At 37.6% G+C, this 18228-nt stretch carries 15 protein-coding genes; all 15 read right to left on the minus strand.

Annotated features, from left to right (window positions below; genetic code table 11):
- Positions 1-36: 36 nt before the first annotated feature.
- Entirely contained in the window at positions 37-1458 is a 1422-nt protein-coding gene (locus HYQ40_06735) for a glycoside hydrolase family 1 protein (GenBank protein ID MBZ6527471.1), read from the minus strand.
- A gap of 17 nt (positions 1459-1475) precedes the next feature.
- Entirely contained in the window at positions 1476-2360 is an 885-nt protein-coding gene (locus HYQ40_06740; GenBank protein ID MBZ6527472.1) for a Cof-type HAD-IIB family hydrolase, read from the minus strand.
- Entirely contained in the window at positions 2317-2895 is a 579-nt protein-coding gene (locus tag HYQ40_06745) for a histidine phosphatase family protein (protein MBZ6527473.1), read from the minus strand. Before HYQ40_06745 ends, HYQ40_06740 begins: the two co-directional genes overlap by 44 nt.
- 31 nt (positions 2896-2926) lie before the next feature.
- Complete coding sequence (ascB, locus tag HYQ40_06750) at positions 2927-4366, minus strand: 6-phospho-beta-glucosidase (GenBank protein MBZ6527474.1); 1440 nt, start codon at positions 4364-4366, stop codon at positions 2927-2929.
- Positions 4367-4524: 158 nt separating this feature from the next.
- Positions 4525-6492, minus strand: coding sequence for a PTS glucose transporter subunit IIA (locus HYQ40_06755; protein MBZ6527475.1), 1968 nt, complete (start codon positions 6490-6492; stop codon positions 4525-4527).
- A gap of 225 nt (positions 6493-6717) precedes the next feature.
- Positions 6718-7545: a PRD domain-containing protein gene (locus HYQ40_06760; protein ID MBZ6527476.1), complete on the minus strand. Its 828-nt coding sequence runs from the start codon at positions 7543-7545 to the stop codon at positions 6718-6720.
- Between the two features lie 373 nt (positions 7546-7918).
- A complete protein-coding gene (locus HYQ40_06765; GenBank protein MBZ6527477.1) occupies positions 7919-8083 on the minus strand; it encodes a hypothetical protein in 165 nt (54 codons plus the stop codon).
- A gap of 1 nt (position 8084) precedes the next feature.
- The gene (locus HYQ40_06770) at positions 8085-9455 is read right to left on the minus strand and encodes a PTS sugar transporter subunit IIC (protein ID MBZ6527478.1); all 1371 of its coding nucleotides are present in this window, start codon (positions 9453-9455) and stop codon (positions 8085-8087) included.
- Positions 9456-9489: 34 nt separating this feature from the next.
- Positions 9490-10923, minus strand: coding sequence for a glycoside hydrolase family 1 protein (locus HYQ40_06775; GenBank protein ID MBZ6527479.1), 1434 nt, complete (start codon positions 10921-10923; stop codon positions 9490-9492).
- Positions 10923-11363 carry a DUF3284 domain-containing protein gene (locus tag HYQ40_06780; protein ID MBZ6527480.1) on the minus strand — a complete coding sequence of 147 codons (441 nt, stop codon included), beginning with the start codon at positions 11361-11363 and terminating at the stop codon, positions 10923-10925. Before HYQ40_06780 ends, HYQ40_06775 begins: the two co-directional genes overlap by 1 nt.
- Positions 11364-11372: 9 nt before the next feature.
- The gene (locus tag HYQ40_06785) at positions 11373-11699 is read right to left on the minus strand and encodes a PTS lactose/cellobiose transporter subunit IIA (GenBank protein MBZ6527481.1); all 327 of its coding nucleotides are present in this window, start codon (positions 11697-11699) and stop codon (positions 11373-11375) included.
- 34 nt (positions 11700-11733) lie between these two features.
- Positions 11734-12042, minus strand: a complete 309-nt coding sequence (locus HYQ40_06790; protein ID MBZ6527482.1) for a PTS sugar transporter subunit IIB — start codon at positions 12040-12042, stop codon at positions 11734-11736.
- 2 nt (positions 12043-12044) lie between these two features.
- The gene (locus tag HYQ40_06795; GenBank protein MBZ6527483.1) at positions 12045-14066 is read right to left on the minus strand and encodes a BglG family transcription antiterminator; all 2022 of its coding nucleotides are present in this window, start codon (positions 14064-14066) and stop codon (positions 12045-12047) included.
- A 32-nt stretch (positions 14067-14098) separates the two neighbouring features.
- Positions 14099-15475 carry a glycoside hydrolase family 1 protein gene (locus tag HYQ40_06800; protein MBZ6527484.1) on the minus strand — a complete coding sequence of 459 codons (1377 nt, stop codon included), beginning with the start codon at positions 15473-15475 and terminating at the stop codon, positions 14099-14101.
- Between the two features lie 356 nt (positions 15476-15831).
- Positions 15832-18006, minus strand: a complete 2175-nt coding sequence (locus HYQ40_06805; protein MBZ6527485.1) for a PTS transporter subunit EIIC — start codon at positions 18004-18006, stop codon at positions 15832-15834.
- Positions 18007-18228 lie beyond the last annotated feature (222 nt).

Below are 18228 nucleotides of genomic sequence, written 5' to 3' on the forward strand. Positions count from 1 at the left end.
GCTACCCACTTTTATAAGTAGATAGCTTTTAATTGCTTATTTAAATAAGCTTTCTCCATTTGTTTCGATAACTTCTTTATACCAGTCGAATGACTTTTTCTTATAGCGGTTTAATGTCCCAGTTCCGTCATCATTACGGTCAACGTAAATGAAGCCGTAACGTTTACTTAATTCTGCTGTTGAAGCTGACACTAAGTCGATACATCCCCAAGTTGTGTAACCCATCAACTCAACACCGTCTTTGATTGCCTCACCAACTTGTTGTAAATGTTTCTCAAGGTAGTTGATTCGGTAATCATCTTCTACTGTCATCTCTCCGTCGGCACCTTCAACTAGAACATCCTTAGCACCTAGACCGTTTTCTACGATGAATAGTGGTTTTTGGTAACGATCCCAGAAGTCGTTTAGCACAATGCGTAATCCAACTGGGTCGATTTGCCATCCCCATTCAGAACTTTCTAAGTAAGGGTTATTGATCCCACCCATAATATTTCCTTCACCAGAATCATATTCTTCCATATTATGTGCCATTGCTGCACTCATGTAGTAACTGAATGAAATAAAGTCCACTGTGTTTTCTTTTAATAATTCTGCATCACCTTCAGCAAAATGAATCTCAATACCTTTTTCTTTGAGAAGGCGTTTAGCATAACCTGGATACTCACCACGTACGTGAATATCTGAGAACAAGTAGTTGTTATTTTCAAATTTACGGGCTGCTAATACATCCTCAGGGTTTGGTGTCATCGGATACGCCGGCATCGCAAGCACCATACATCCGATTTGGAAGTCTGGGTTAATTTCATGTGCGATTTTTGTCACAGAAGCACTTGCCACTAATTCATGGTGGATTGCTTGGTATAAGTCTTGCTCTGATAGTTCTTCTTTAGGAGTACTTATCCCTCCACTCATAAAGGGTTCAAAAAGCACTGAATTAATTTCGTTGAATGTTAACCAGTATTTCACTTTATCTTTATAACGAGTAAAGACAGTTTCTGCGTAACGCTCATAGAATTTAATTAAATCACGACTTGCCCAACCATCGTACTCGCGAGCTAAGTGAAGTGGCGTTTCATAGTGGGATAAAGTAACTAATGGTTCAATACCATATTTTAGGCACTCATCAAAAACCGCATCATAGAAAGCTAGACCTGCTTCATTCGGTTCAGTTTCGTCACCCTTGGGAAAAATACGAGACCAAGCGATTGAAGTACGGTATGTTTTAAAGCCCATCTCTGCGAATAGTTTAATATCTTCTTTAAAACGGTTATAGAAATCAATTCCTACAAGCTTTAAGTTATCTTCTGTCGGTTCTTCTGTCGGCGGTGTTTTCATACCATTCGGTAGCACATCTTGAACGCTTAAACCTTTACCATCTTCATTATATGCACCTTCATATTGGTTAGCAGCTGTTGCGCCACCCCATAAAAATCCTTTTGGAAATACTGTTTCAGTCATTAAATGATTCTCCTTTTTTAAATAAAATTAAAATGCTTGAAAGCATTATATAAGCCGTCATCTTCAGTTGCATCTGTCACATAATCAGCCATTGCTTTGATACCGTCACCACCGCTACCCATCGCAACGCCAACTTCACAAAATTCTAACATTGGAATATCCACATTAGCATCACCAAAAGCATAGGTATCTTTTCTGTCAATACCTTTTTCTTTCAATAAGAAATCAAGGGCCGTTTGTTTATTAATTCCAGCTAAAGCAATGTCCCCAAATAAAGCTTTCTCACCGCGACCGCCCCATGTTCCAACTTTAAAATCTGAAAATTCAGCTTCCGCATCTTTGAAATCTTGGTAGCTATCTAGAATAAAACTGATCTTGTTAATATCAGAATGCTCTAAACTTTCACCGAATAACATCTCTGGAAAAGCTTTACGAACAGTCATTGAATTATCTTCTTTGCCTTTATAAGCGATATAATCTTTCATAGTCTGTAGTCCGCGTTCTTCAAACTTCCCACTTGCATACAAACCACTATTTGCCTCAAGGTAGAATTCTAAACCTCGTTCATGTAACCAATTAACAATACGATTGGTATCTTCAGCGCTCATAGTACGGTGTGCAAGTACTTCGTCGTCACTTTCAATATAATTCCCATTACCACCTATATAACCGTCAAAACCAATATCTAAAATCTCTTGATACATCTCAGCCTTACTGCGACCTGTGACTGTATACACTTTATGCCCCTTAGCTTGCGCCGCTTTAATTGCTTTGACTGCAGAGTCCGGCAAGTGGTTTTCATACGTCACTAATGTCCCATCTACATCTAAAAAAATATATTTGCTCACATAATTCTCCTTATTGTCCGGGATTGATACTCTCGACCAGATCAAATTTCCCATCTTCATAGTCATACACTAAGATACAGCAATTTGAGAAGCTCGGACGAATGTCTTCTGCTTTGCGCCATTTTAAATAAAAAGCATACAAAGCACCTCCATGACTCACTGCCAGGACATTCCCGCCTTGATGATGTTCCATCAACTCCGTTAATGTTTCCGACATGCGCTTCTCAACTTCAGTCACTGATTCACCACCATATGTCTTGAAGTAATCCCCATAACTTTCTTGCCCTTCTTGAGCGGGTGGATTCAAGTATTCTGGAGACCCTTCATAGATACCAAAGTTCCATTCTTTTAAACCTTTCAGACGCGTATAAGCCTCATCTGGCTTCACAATTTCTAATGTATCAGACGCACGCTCTTGTGTTGATGAATAAAGACCCGAAAAGGAAAGTGACTCACTCTCGAAATACTTTTTAGCCTCTTCGGCTTGTGATTTACCTAAGTCTGTTAGTGGTGAATCGCAGGCTCCTTGAATTCGTTTTAACTCATTGAATAAAGTTTGACCATGCCGCATTAAATATAATCGTGACATATCCTCTCCCCTTTACAAAAATCGATCTAAATTAACCTTTCGTATAATCTAAGTCCTCTCCATTTGACTCAATTACTTGTTTATACCAGTCAAAAGATTTTTTCTTAGAACGGGCTAACGTACCGTTTCCTTCATTATCACGGTCAACGTAGATGAAGCCGTAGCGTTTCTTCATTTCTCCCGTACCTGCTGACACTAAATCAATGACACCCCAAGTTGTGTAACCAAGTAAATCAACGCCGTCTAATTCAACGGCTTCTTTCATTGTCTCCACGTGTTGTTTTAAATAATCGATACGGTAATCATCTACAATTTTCCCATTTTCGTCTGGTGTATCAACAGCTCCTAGTCCATTTTCAACAACGAATAACGGTTTTTGGTAACGGTCGTATAATTCGTTCATTGTAATTCGGAATCCTAGTGGATCAATTTGCCATCCCCACTCACTTGCTTCCAAATATGGGTTCTTAACTGATGCAAAAATATTCCCTTCCGTCTTCTCGTTTACTTTCGGATCAGCAGACGATACACGTGATGAGTAATAAGAGAATGATATAAAGTCTACTGTATGCTCTTTTAATAATTCTTTATCGCCTGCTTCGAAAGGAATCTCAATGCCTTCGCGCTCTAATTGTTTCAATGCGTAAGCTGGATATTCACCACGTGATTGTACATCAATAAAGAAATAGTTCTCTTGATTATCCACTTGAGCTTGGCGAACATCGGCTGGATTTGGCGTATTTGGATAATGTTGTCCGGCCGCAATCATACATCCAACCATATTCTCAGGATCAACTTCATGAGCTACTTTTGTTGCGATCGCACTTGCGAGTAGTTCATGATGAGCCGCAATATATTTTACTTGTTCTTGATTCTCACCTTCTTCAAATACAAGTCCCGCTCCCATAAATGGCGCATGTAAGATCATATTAATTTCGTTAAAAGTTAACCAGTATTTTACTTTTCCTTTAAAACGTTTGAATAATACAGTCACTAAACGTTCGTAAAAGCCTACAACTTCACGATTTCTCCAGCCACCGTATTCTTTAATTAAATGAATTGGCATATCGAAATGAGTAATTGTCACAAGCGGTTCGATGTTATATTTGAGTAATTCATCGATTAATTCTTCATAGAATTTAAGCCCTGCTTCATTTGGCTCCTGCTCGTCGCCTTTAGGGAAGATACGTGTCCAAGCAATACTAAAGCGGTATGTCTTCAAGCCCATCTCAGCAAATAAAGCAATATCCTCTTTAAAATGATGGTACATGTCAATCGCTTTTTTAGCTGGATAAAAATGCGCATCATCAAAATCTAAATGCTTCATTTGTCCGGTAATAATTGGTCCACGGTCTTCGCCAATTGGAACAACATCCACATTGGCTAAACCACGGCCACCTTCATCATATCCACCTTCACATTGGTTAGCGGCAGTTGCGCCACCCCATAAGAAATCATCTCTAAATCCCATTTCCATTCCTCCTTGTTGTCTTTGTAACCCTACAATGCTATTGTAACTTTTTTAGTCGTCACTCTCTAGTATTTGCCTATTATTGAAATGCCTTACACATCCACTCACAGATAAATGAGTGGTTTTGTGTAAGACTGACACATTAAAGTGAATTTAAACTATTTAACTGTTGTGAATAAATAGTCACCTTGTTGAATTTCAGAATCATTCGTCACTAGAACATCTGAATAATTTCCAGTATTAGTCACTACAATAGGTGTCACTGTTTCATAACCTGCTTCTTTAATTAAATCGATATCAAAACGAACTAGCTCTTGTCCTGCTTCAACTTGTTCATTATTTTCAACAAGTTTCTCAAATCCCTTACCTTCTAAATTGACAGTATCTAATCCAATGTGAATAAGAATTTCTGCCCCATTCTCAGTTGTTAAACCGATCGCATGACCCGTTGGGAAAATAGTTGTCACAGTCGCATTTACCGGTGCATAAATGACACCTTCAGTGGGTTCAACAGCAATCCCTTTACCCATTGCCCCACTAGCAAAAACTTCATCAGGTGCTTCTGATAATGACATTGCTCGCCCTGTAACAGGACTTGCGATAATTTCTTGAGCGGCTGTACCATCTTCACTAGCTGTTTCTTTTACTAAATTTGCGTTAGAAGAATCAGTATAATTAGCACCATTAGTTGTAGCTAATTCTGGTTCGTCTTCAAATAAAGTTGGAACTTTTACAAACATCATCATGACAAATGCTAGAACTAATGAAATTATCATGGCAATAACCATATGCCACACGTTCATTGGAATGTCCCCTGTTGGATCAATGTATGAAGGAATAATAAAGATTCCTAAGCCACCAATAGAATAACTTATAACGTTCATCCAACCTAGATACGCTCCTTGTATAGCTCCTGCGATACAAGTAATGATAAATGGCGTCTTCATCGGTAAAGTAATACCGTAGATAGCCGGTTCGGTTACACCAAATACGGCAGAAATTGCTGCTGGTACTGCTAATTGTTTAACTTTAGACTCTTTTGTACGAATTAAAATAGCTAAAAGCACTCCCACTTGAGCAAAACATACGGCTACTGATGCAGTTAATAGTGTCCCAAATCCATATTGAGCGAACTGTAATAATGCAATTGGAATCAAGCCCCAGTGTAATCCAAACATAACCAGCACTTGCCAGAAGCCTCCTAATAGAGCTCCTAATAAGATAGGACTAAAATCATAAACTGAACTAAAGAATGCCCCGACTAGATTAGAAGCCCAAGTAGCAACTGGTCCAACAACTAATATAGCTAATGGCACTACAATCAGAATGGTAAAGAATGGAACTAAGAATAATTTCACGACATCAGGAATAACCTCACGTAGTTTCTTCTCAATTTTTGAAGCTAAGTACACAGCTAAAATAATTGGAACTACTGTTTGATAGTAACCTCCCATAGGTAAAATGATTGGAATCCCTGCAAAGGTACTATGGATTGGCGATTCAAAAATGGTTCCTGCAAAGAGAGTGTATAACGGGTCTCCTGCAGTGATATCCATTAATGACGGATAGATCATCGCTCCTGCTATGGCTAAAGCTGTAAACTGGTTTAGTTTGAATTTCTTAGCTCCAGTTAAAGCGAGCATAATTGGTAAGTATTGGAAAAACGCATCCCCTGCGGCATTTAAAATTGCATAAAGACCACTTGTTTCAGCCGACATCCCCATTGCAGCTAAGATGGCTACGACACCTTTAATCATCCCGGTTGCGGCTAAGACACCAAGGAATGGTTGGAATAATCCAGAAATTAAATCGATAAAACGATCAAACATATTGCCAGTTGGTTCCTCGTCTGCATCTACTTCACCAGCCCCTCCAATATTACTTACAGATTGGACAGCAGCATATACATCTGGTACATGGTTCCCGATAACGACTTGATATTGACCACCACTTTGAACAACTGTTACGACACCTTCTCGTTTTTTCAAATAATCTGTATCTGCTTTACTCTCATCTTTCAATTTAAAGCGTAATCTTGTAATACAGTGCGCTAAACTCGAAACATTCTCTTCCCCACCTACATGGGCAACGATATCTTTTGCTAATTCATCATAATTTTTTGCCATTTTTTCTTCCTCCTTATTTTTTAAACAATTATTGTCTCTTTACCTGTATATTATTTAGTTTTATTTTTTTGATGTTCCTCCTTTTCATCGAATTTGATCAAAAGAAAAAACCTAAATAGATAATACGAATTAGACAACACTCAGCCCGTAAAATGGGGGTGTGCATTCATACTATCTATTTAGGTTTTGCCTGCTTGATCAGTAACAATCCTAAAGTAGATTGAATTATTTAGTTGTTAATTTTTGAATATGAATCGTTAAGTACACTTGTTCTTCTCGACCCACTGGGAAATCATACGTCGATTCGATGTACTGTTTGATTTTTTCAGAACATTTAAATGATTCAGGGTAAGTATCTCTAACTTGTTCGAATAAGAATGAATCATTCGATCCTTGTTGTAAATTAGAATTAACCCTTTGAGCAAAATATTGAAGGTGGGTGACAAAGCGTTGATACGCAAAGGAATCTTCATCAAAGTCATAGCCGAAATGCAAACGAACGATATTTAAAACACCTTGTACAATTTTTAGCACACGCATCGTTTGTTCCATCCTATGCCCTTCTTTTTGAGCATTAATTAGATGCAAAGCGATTGCTGATGCTTCAGTATCAACTAGACGAACACCTGTCCGTTCTTCAATAATATCTAGTGCTTGAACGCCAATTTGATATTCTGCTTTATAAAGTCGTCTAACTTCCCAAGCTAATGGATTTGTTAGCGGCATATTATCTTTCTGCCTTTCAATTGCATAGTGCAAGTGATCGCCTAAAGTAATATAGACATGACTTTCGAAGTTTTGTTGCAACTTCTCTTCAGCTAGTTTCACAATTGAAAAGACGGTATCAATTTCTTCCGTTGATAATTCTTTATAGATATCCGCAAACATAGAGTCATCATCTTTTAGTATAAATGTTTTTTGAATCTTTTCTTCATCAATGGTATCACCGACTTTACCTTGAAAAGCAATGCCTCGTCCCATGACGATTAATTCATCTTTGTTCTTATTACTTGTTTGAACAACATTATTATTTAGAATTTTTTGTATCCGCATAAGTTCATAAGCAATCCTTTCCAAAAATAAAAACCTAAACATATGCAAATAAAAGAGGTGTCTAACCCAGCTTTTCTTTAACTCGCATACATTTAGGTTTTGCCTGCATAACCAGTAACAATCCTTATAAAGCTATTATACCCACATTGAAAATAATTGCAAGCGTTTTAATAAATTGGAAAGAATTTATAACTGAGCATTCGATTTAAATATTAAAATATGCTTCATTCCTTCGCCATTCTGGCGTGAGTTCTGCCAACTCGCGATATATCGATACCCCAGTTCACTTTACCCAACAAAAAAACACCTCAACTGGCTAGTTAAGCCCAAGTTGAGGTGAAGTGTAAAAATTTAATAGATCGAATTGTTTTGCTTAGTTATTTTTTGATTTTTTGCTATCTTTCTTTAATAAGTACCAACCAGAACAAATGAATGTTATCCCTGTAATAATTGTTGGTATGTTATTGTCAACGGTTGTGCTTAAGCAAATTAAAGCGAACCCGATAGCGACAATCGCCGTTTTCCATTTTGCGTTCATGTTATTCAGCTACTTCAAAGTCGCCAGCATCCTCAACTTTTACCTTATTCGCAGCAAGTACGAATGGTACATAGATTAAGAATGAAATAAACATATTGAATAAGGCTAAAATTCCAGCTGCAAAACTACCACCTGTTGCTAGGAAAGCATAGATTCCTGGAGGTGTGATCCATGGAACAGCTAAGAACACTGGTGGTACTAAGCCCCATGAAGTTGCTAAGTATGCAATTGTTACTAAGATTGGTGGTGTAATCAACCAAGGAATAGCGAATTGTGGGTTTAATACAATTGGCATACCAAAGATTACGGGTTCATTAATATTGAACACCCCCATCGGTGCCGATAATTTAGCGATTGTTCTGTGCTCTTCACGTTTAGATAACCAAAGAATCGCAATGATTAATCCTAAAGTCGCTCCAGAACCACCCATTTGTGCATAAGCATCGAATGATCCACGTGTCCATTCCCATGGTAATTGAGCGATATCACGTGTTGCTTCATATACAACTGTATTTTCATTTAAGGCTGCACCGTATACCCCATCCATAATTGGAGCCAATACATTGTGTCCGTGTAAACCAAAGAACCATAGTAATTGAACTAAGAATGTAAGTAAGATAACGCTTCCGATACCTTGTGATAATCCCATTAATGGTAATTGGATATATTGTGAGATTAAATCGTTTAGTGATAGGCCTGTTAATTGTAATGCGATAAAACCAATAATTGCTGAAACATAGATAGCTACAGTACCTGGTATGATAGCAGCGAATGCTTTACTTACAGCAGGCGGAACTGAATCAGGCAACTTGATTGTAATTTTTTTTCTCATTAAGTATGAGTAAATCATGGTCGAAACCATCCCGATAATCAAAGCACTGAATAAACCAGTTGCGCCAAGATAACCTAATGAAAGCCCAGAACCACTCGTTGCAAGCGAGGATACTCCATCAGCCTCTGTAATGTTAAAGCCTGATTGAATTAACGCTTGAATGATTGTATTGTCAACACCAGTTAATTCTGTTGTAATATTTAATGATTGAGGAATCACAACGATAAAACTAGCAAATGAGATTAATCCACCTGCAAGTGAATTGACTCCGTAACTTTCAGATAAATTTGACCCCAGTGAAAAAGCAAAGAACATTGCCATGACACCGATTGTCCCAGCATTTACGTAACCATTGATTTCTACAATAGGTGCCACGGCAGCCGCGAAACTGTCCCAACCTAAACTTGTTGGTAAGTCTCGTAAGAATACGTTCAGTAATACAGCAATTGATCCTGCCATCGTAATTGGCATTGCTGCGATGAATGAGTCACGGATTGCTACCAAGTGACGTTGAGATCCGATTCTACCTGAGATTTCCATAAATTTGTCTGTAAAATTATCTTTAAACGACATATTAATTTACCTCCTTATTATATTCTTCTATTAAATTTTTATACCAATAGTAACTATCTTTTTTGTAACGCGTTAACTTAGCTGTCTCGTCATCTTCTTCACGGTCAACATAGACGAAACCGTAACGTTTTTGATAACCATTCAACCATGACAATAAGTCAGTGTAAGACCAAGTGCAATAGCCAATCACTTCTGAACCTTCTGCAATAGCTTCACCAATCGCATCCACGTGATCACTAATATATTTAATACGGTAGTCATCATGGATTTCTTTGTCTTTCGTTAATTTGTCATACTCTCCTAGGCCATTTTCAGTAATCATAATTGGAATATCGTATCGGTTTGTAATACGTTTAATACCTAGCTTTAATCCTTGAGGATCAATTTCCCAATCCCAATTCGTGCGCTCTACGTGTGGATTTTGAACACGTTTGAATAAACCAGGCATTCCTGATTCTTCTGAGGAACCTTTCTCACCTGTGGTATTCATCTTACCTACGGATACACCATCTTTTGGGTTGTATGCGACTGTATTTGTTTGGTAGTAGTTGATTCCTAAGAAATCAGGACGTGCATTCGCTAATATCTCGTCATCGCCTTCTTGAATATCGATTGTGACATCCATTCCTTCAAGCGCTTTCAATACCGTTCTTGGGTATTTTCCATTGATATACATATCCATCCACCACGAACTGTTGAATGCTTCATAGTTTTCAGTCGCAATCATATTCTCTGGTTTTGAATCGATTGAGTAAGCTGGGTTGTAAGCGAAACTTGGGCCAATTTGTCCCGGTATGTTCATCTCACGGAATTTCTTAATCGTTAAGGCATTCGCTAAGTTTGCAATATGGTTTGCGTTATACATACGATCATAGCTGTGAACTTTAGGTGGGTGCACTTCTTGTACGTAACCTAATGTCATAAAGATGTTTTGCTCGTTTAATGTGACCCAATAGTTTACACGGTCTCCGTATGCTTCGAATAGAACCGCTGCATAATTAACGAAATCGTCAACGATTTGACGTGATTCCCATCCACCATACTCATCTTGTAAAATTTGTGGTAAATCCCAGTGATAGATTGTAACAACTGGCTCGATATCATGAGCGATTAACTCATCAATTAAGTCCGAGTAGAATTGAATCCCAGCTTGGTTCACTTCACCGCGTCCGTTAGGTAAAATACGTGTCCAAGCTATTGAGAAGCGGTAAGCTTTCAATCCTTGTTCAGCCATTAAAGCAACGTCTTCTTTATAACGATGATAGTGATCTACGGCTAAGTTTCCGTTGGTTCCTTTAAATGTCGTTTCTGGAATACGAACATAACGGTCCCAAATTGATTCACTCTTACCATCTTTGTCCCAGGCACCTTCTACTTGATACGCTGCTGAGGCAGATCCCCATAGAAAGCCTTTTGGAAAGTTCTTGATTGTCATTAGTTTTCCTTCCTTACTTTAGAATGTCTAATTAAATTATCGACTTGTGCTTCCATTCTCTTCTCAAATTTCTTTCTGAAAAGTGGATACAAAATCTTGTTATTCCATTTTGTGAAAAAGTCAGTGTTTACATACTCTTCACGATACGTGACTTCAATTTCATCTTCTTTTTGAGACTCAACAAGATATTCAATAATATTGTCGCCTCGATTCGATGATAATTTGACACGGTAATGAAGTGGAAATTTCATCTCTTCCACTTCAATCAATACCGCTTGTTTACTATCTTTGCCGAAACTCTTTTTGTACTTGAGTCCTGGTTTAATATCTTTAACATCTATTAATTTTTTTGTATTACTTTGATAATCTGCTTTAAATGAATTTCTTAGCAGATGAAAAAAGTCATCAGCCCGTGCATCATAGACTTTCGTCATTTCCAATTCACTCACCTACTTTTCTAATGACGCGAACTTTTTATGAATTTCAATCACTTCTTTAGCTAAATCAATAAAGGTAATCGCATTCATTAAATGATCTTGACCGTGAATTAATAATAATGACACGTCCATCGACTCGCCTTGTGCTTCACTTGTTAATAAGCTAGTTTGTGATTGGTGAGCAGTTACTAATGATTCATTCGCTTCTTTCATTTTTACCTCAGCTGTATCAAAATCATATGCTTTTGCTGCTTCAATTGCTTCGATGGCTTTACCTTTAGCGTCGCCACCATACATAATTAATCCCATTACTGCTTCTAAATTTACTGGTTCACTCATTTGCCTGGTCTCCTATCTATCCGATATTTTTTTATTAGTCGATGATTGAAAGTGCTAATCCTAGAACTTTCTCTCCATCCATTCTTCCGTAATCTGTCATTGGAATGTCAGTGACTTGAATGTCTGGTTCGTATGCTGCTTTGAATTTTTTAACCACAAATTTAACTTGTGGTCCAACTAAGATTGCTTGGATATTGTTATTCTTAATGTTTTCGTCTACTTCCGATAACGAAACTGCCCAAATCTTCGCATCGACACCTTGTGCTTCAGCGGCCTTTTGCATTTTTGTTACTAACATACTTGTTGACATACCTGCGTTACAAACTAACATAATCTCTTTCATATCTATTTCTCCTTTATATCTGTATGATTTTTTATAAATTTTTCTTTAAAATGTTCAAAACTTGGATCTTCCAGTAACATTGATTGATACGCTTCGTTAGACACTAACTCAACAAAATAATCTGTGACTTGAGCCAAGCCTTTATTCGTTACTTTCGAAGGTGACATCAAAATGACAAACTTCACATCTGGATGATCATCATCCCAAGCCACACCTTCTGGCACAATTGCGACAGCAACCTCACTATGGACACCTAATGGAATCGATGGATGCGGGAAAGCAATTGAGTCTGAGAAAGCTAAGGAACCAAAGCGTTCTCTAAGTTCAATATGGTTAATAAACTCACTAATCTGTGACGGTGTTTGGCAATCTGTTAAACGACTAATCAACTCAGGCAATAATGTTTCTCGAGTGACTGGTTTATCAATCACCATATAACGTTCTTCGCTAAAGTACGTTTCAAACAAGCGAAGCGCATGGTTTTCTGCAATTAATTCCTTCGTATTCGGAACGTTCGTTTGACTATGATCTTTAATATAATGATTAATCTGTGCGATATCAGAATCGTTTAAAAATACACTAACGCGAACAACCGGTATCGAGAAGAATGACACTGAGATATCAATCGTTGATACAACTAAGTTGACGTCTTTTAGTTGGCTTTCACTCATTTGGTAATAACTAATGACATCGACAATTTGGATGCTTTGACCAAACTCATTCTCTAAGCGGTTACGTAACATCTGTGCACTACCGAGACCGGTTGAACAGATGACAATAACCTTTAACCTTTGACTCTGGTGGAAACGCTCTACCGAAGCTAGCATATGAAGCGTGATATACGCCCATTCATGGTTATCAATCTTATAGTCAAAAAGCAGAGGCATCTGACTGAAGTAGCGCTTCGTTTCGTTAAAAACGGGCGCATACTTTTCATAAACTTCTTCATACAATGGATTCTTTAGCGGAATATCCATCTTTAGCCGTGTAATTAAAGGCTCAAAATGTGCTTCTAAGCCCATCAGCAGCATCGTATCCATACTGAATTGCATCTCACTGTGCGCCTCAATCTGAGAGAGTACATCTATAATCTGTTTTTGTAATTCCGTTTCACTAGTACTTGGTTGTTCCGATTTGTTCTGATTCGACTTGGACTTCAGATGTAAAGCAATATACTTGGCTTCGTCACTTGGAAAGTTGATGTCTGCCGTTGCTTCAACACGCTTAACAATACGATTCGCAATCTCAATTTCGTAACCCATGTCTAAGTTTTGATTACTTCTGAATGACTCAATGGTCTTACCCGCCTTGATTCGAATAATCGCTAAGGCAAGATGTAGAACGAGGTTCTGCATCACATAATCCGAAAGTTGAATCAACGCATTTTGGCATTCCTCTAACACGATAATAAAGAGCGTCTCAATGGAAAAATCTAAATTTTCTAGATGTTCATTGTTAAAGTCCATAAAGTATCCAATCTGCTTTGTTCCAAAAAAGTAATTCAAAATAAAGCGACGCTTTTCAATTTCTGGTCCTTCAACGGATACCCCTTCATTGACATTGTTATGTAACATTAAATCAAATTGACTAAAGAAACTTCGGATGTTCTGCAACACATGCATAATGGTTGATTTACTTACAAATAGTTCTACTGCATATTCATCGACCGTTAGAAGCTGATTCTCTAAAAATATCTTATTTAAGATAAACCGTTCACGATCCTTGGCCTCAGTTATTGCGAACACATCCGAAGCACTTCTCCTTTTAGAACTTAATTCTTCAAATATATGATTAAATTTTATGACGTTGGTTACATTCAATTTGAATCCGTAACCTTTTTTAGTTTCGATCATTGCCCCGTATTCGGGCAATAGCTGCTTGATATTATGAATGTATTTACGCGCTGTTCGGTCCGACACATTAATGTGGTCTCCAATCAACTTACTCGATAAATAATCATCTGAGTTCTCATATAAATACTGTATAATTTGAGCATCTTTACTATTAATTGGTAAATTACTCACGTTTAACTCTCACCTTCTAAAGGTAAACTGGCCTAAAATCCGTTATTATCGCTCAGTTCTTTAAACCAGTAACCTGATTTTTTCATTGTTTTTTCTTGCGTGTCTAGGTCTAATTCCACTAAACCATAACGGTTTTTATATGAATTCAACCATGACCAACAATCAATAAATGTCCATAACATATAACCATGACAGTTTGCTCCGTCTTGAATGGCTCTATGTAATTCTTTCAAATGATCTTGAATAAATTCAATTCGATAATCATCTTGAATCATACCATCTAATTTAAATTTCTCTTCACCTTCAACACCCATACCATTTTCAGTTAGTACCCATTCGATGTTGTCATAGTTATCTTTGATATCCATCGCAATGTCGTACATACCTTGCTCGTATATCTCCCAACCTCGATGCGGATTGATTTTTCTTCCTGGCATAATATAGTTATCAAAGTAATTTTCTAACCCTAACGCGACGTCAAAATCACCTGTATGTGACGGTGCTTGAACACGTAGTGGCTGGTAGTAGTTGACGCCTAGGAAATCAACTGTATTGTTTTTTATAATGTCTAATTCTTCTTGTGTGTAGTCTGGTAATGCATCTGCTTCTTTAATTATTTCAACTAATTCAGCTGGATACTCACCATTCACTGATGGATCTAAGAAGCTTTTCGCTTGGAATAATTCAGCAATGCGCGCTGCCTTCTTATCTTCTGGGCTATCACTTTTTGGATAAGCTGGCGTTAAGTTTAGTATCACACTAATACGGTGATTCGGATTAAGTCTGTGACACGCTTCAACTGCCATTGAGCTTGCTAATTGTGTGTTGTATCCTACTTGAATTGCTGCTTTAAAGTCATTCTTCGCTGGATAGTGGAAGTCACCTAAGTAACCTGCTTCAACTGGAACGATGGGTTCATTGAATGTAAACCACGTATCAACTAAATCACCAAACAATTCAAAACACGTCGCTGCATAATCTCGGAAAGCATACACTGTTTCTTTATTTTCCCAGCCACCCTTTTCTTGTAGTGCAAAAGGAATATCAAAGTGATATAAGTTCATCATTAACTTGATGCCTTTGTCGTTGATGCGTTTGAATACATCTCGGTAAAATTCAACTGCTTGTTGATTTACTTCGCCTACACCTTCAGGTATTAATCTTGACCATTGAATCGACGTTCTAAAGGTTGTGTGTCCCGTCTTTTCTAGAAACTCAATATCATCTATATAATTCTTATAAAATGTCGACGTTTGACTTGGTCCAACACCGTTATGGAATTTCTCTGGAGCTTCTTGAAACCAATAATCCCAATTGCTCATCCCTTTTCCATCGCCTGGTTGAATTCCTTCACTTTGTGGTCCTGAAGTCGATGTTCCCCATAAAAACCCATCTGGAAATTTATACATATAAACGTGCCCTCCTTGAATTTATAACTTACTCATGTGAATCCTTCCGCTTTAAAATCAAGCAGTTGAATTGAATTCAGTTACATCTTATAACCCTATTCTATTTCTCACACGCCTAATTGTAAATGCTTTCAAGGTTAAACATTTTCCTCTATGAAGCGGAAAGTCAAACATTAGGATAAATGGATTGTTCTGTGGTATTCGTTGTAATTGGAACAATAATATCAGATCCTTTCAGTTAACAACCTCAGACTAGCCAACAAACAACTCAATCTTTCTATAAAGACACAAAAACCGCTAGTACCTTATTCGATACTAGCGGTTTCTATTAATTCGTTAATTGTTTAATTGAATAATTAATCAATTTTGATTAACTCGTCTCCTGCATTAACTGTTTCTAAGTTAGAAGCAGAAACGCTATTATAGTTTGCTGTATTCGTAACAACAATTGGTGTTATTGTTGAATAACCAGCTTCTTTAATAACATCCATATCAAATTCAACCAGTTTTTGTCCAACTGTAACTTGATCGTCTGCTTTTACTAATGCGTTGAAGCCTTTACCATCTAATTTAACAGTATCAAGACCGATATGAATTAGAATTTCAGCTCCACCTTCTGTTTGTAAACCAACAGCATGTCCTGTAGGGAATACTGTTACAATTTTACCATTAACTGGTGAAACAACTTCACCAATAGTTGGCTCAATTGCTACCCCTTTACCTAATGCTTCACTCGCGAAAGCTGCATCTGGAACATCTGTTAAAGCAACAACACGTCCTGTTAATGGACTTGCGATTCCTTCAGCAGTTTGTTTAGTTTCTTCTTTAGCAGGTGTTGCTTTTGGTTCTTCGGCTACAACTTCTTCAGCTACAGGAGCTTCAGTTACTGTAATTTCGCCTTTATTAACACGTTCGATATATTCTTCTAAGTCAGTTGCAATTCCGCCAACTTGAGTACCATAGATAACTTGTACTGATTGACCACTTACTGTCACTCCAGCAGCACCCGTACGACGTAATTGAGCTTGGTTGACTTGTTTTCCATCTTCAACTGTTACCCGTAAACGAGTAGCACAGTTAGTGAATGTAGTTAAGTTAGCTTGTCCACCAAGACCTTCTAATATTTGTTGCGAACGAACTTCTTCGTCAGTTAAAGCACCAGTCGTTGATGTTGTTGTCTTAGCAGCTTGACCAATACCGTGCTCTTGGCGGTACTCATCTTTACCACGTAAACGTGTTTCTTCTTCATCATCTTCACGACCTGGTGTTTTTAGGTCGAATTTCGTAATCGCCCAACGGAATAGTCCGTAGTATACTAATCCCCAAATAAGTGAATAGATACCTAAGATAATCCAGTTTGTTCGTTCATTACCCGGTAACATACCATATAGGAAGAAGTCTAAGAAACCAGCTGAGAATGTAAACCCAACCCCGATACTTAATAATTCAACCACTACTACTGATAAACCAGCTAATACCGCGTTAACACCAAAGTAAAGTACTGGTGAAGCGAATAAAATTGAGAATTCAATTGGCTCAGTAATACCTGTAACAAATGATGTTAATGAACTTGATACTAAAAGACCTTTAACATCAGCTTTACGTTCAGGTTTAGCTGTATGGTACATTGCTAATGCTGCAGCTGGGAAACCAACTAACATCATTGGGAATGCGAATGAGAAGTATTTAGCCGCTTCTGGACTAATAACGTCACCATTTTGTAATTGAGCGAAGACAATGTTTTGTGCTCCATGAACAACTTGCCCAGCAACTTCAATCGATCCACCCATAGCTGTTTGCCAGAATGGCAAGTAGAATACGTGGTGTAAACCGAATGGAATTAATGCACGATATACGTAACCGTAGAAGAATCCACCAATTGGACCTGAACCTGCGATTGTCTCACCCAACCAAGCAATTCCTCCACCAATGAATGGCCATAGGAATGCTAGCAATGCACCAACAATTAATGCAGCAACGGTTGAGATAATTGGAACAAAGTGAGTTCCCGCAAAGAATGACAACGCATCTGGGAATTTAACACGGTAGAATTTATTGTGTAAGTAAGCGACTACTAAACCAATAATAATTCCTCCGAATACTCCAGTATTCAATGTCTCTTCGAAACCTAATACAGAACCAACTAAACCGTTGATATCTTTTAGTGCTTCAATATCTCCAAAGTTTGCTAATGTACTCGTAATTGATTGATACATAACAAAGTAACCAATCACGGCTGATAGTGCAGCAACTTCTTTACGAGCAGTTGCTAAACTACTTGACACCGCTATAGCAAATAATAGTGCTAGATTTCCAAATACGATATCTCCAACATCAGTTAAAATACTTAGAATACCATTAAGGACAGTGCCTTCCCCAAGTAGAGTTTCAAGACCCCACTGTGCGATAAATGCTTCCCCAGTAATGGTTGCACCTATACCAAGAAATAAACCAGCTACCGGTAATAAAGCAATCGGTAACATGAATGACCGACCTAATGTTTGCATTAGGTTAAAGAATTTCCCGTTCATAAATAAACGAATCCCCTTTCAAATATATAATATTTTCTATAAAACCGTTAACAATTATACCACTTAAAATCTTAAGTACAACCGCATTAGATAAGCACTTTTTGTGAAAACGTTTTAGTTTGTTTTTCAATAAAATAGTGGTCTGATAACTTTTATTGCTTTTAGATAAGTGATTCATCCAAAGGTTGAAAAATCAATATTCTTACCTTATAAATCATCAGA

It is taken from the genome of Aerococcaceae bacterium DSM 111021 (assembly GCA_020112395.1).
In the GTDB taxonomy this organism is placed as follows: domain Bacteria; phylum Bacillota; class Bacilli; order Lactobacillales; family Aerococcaceae; genus Ruoffia.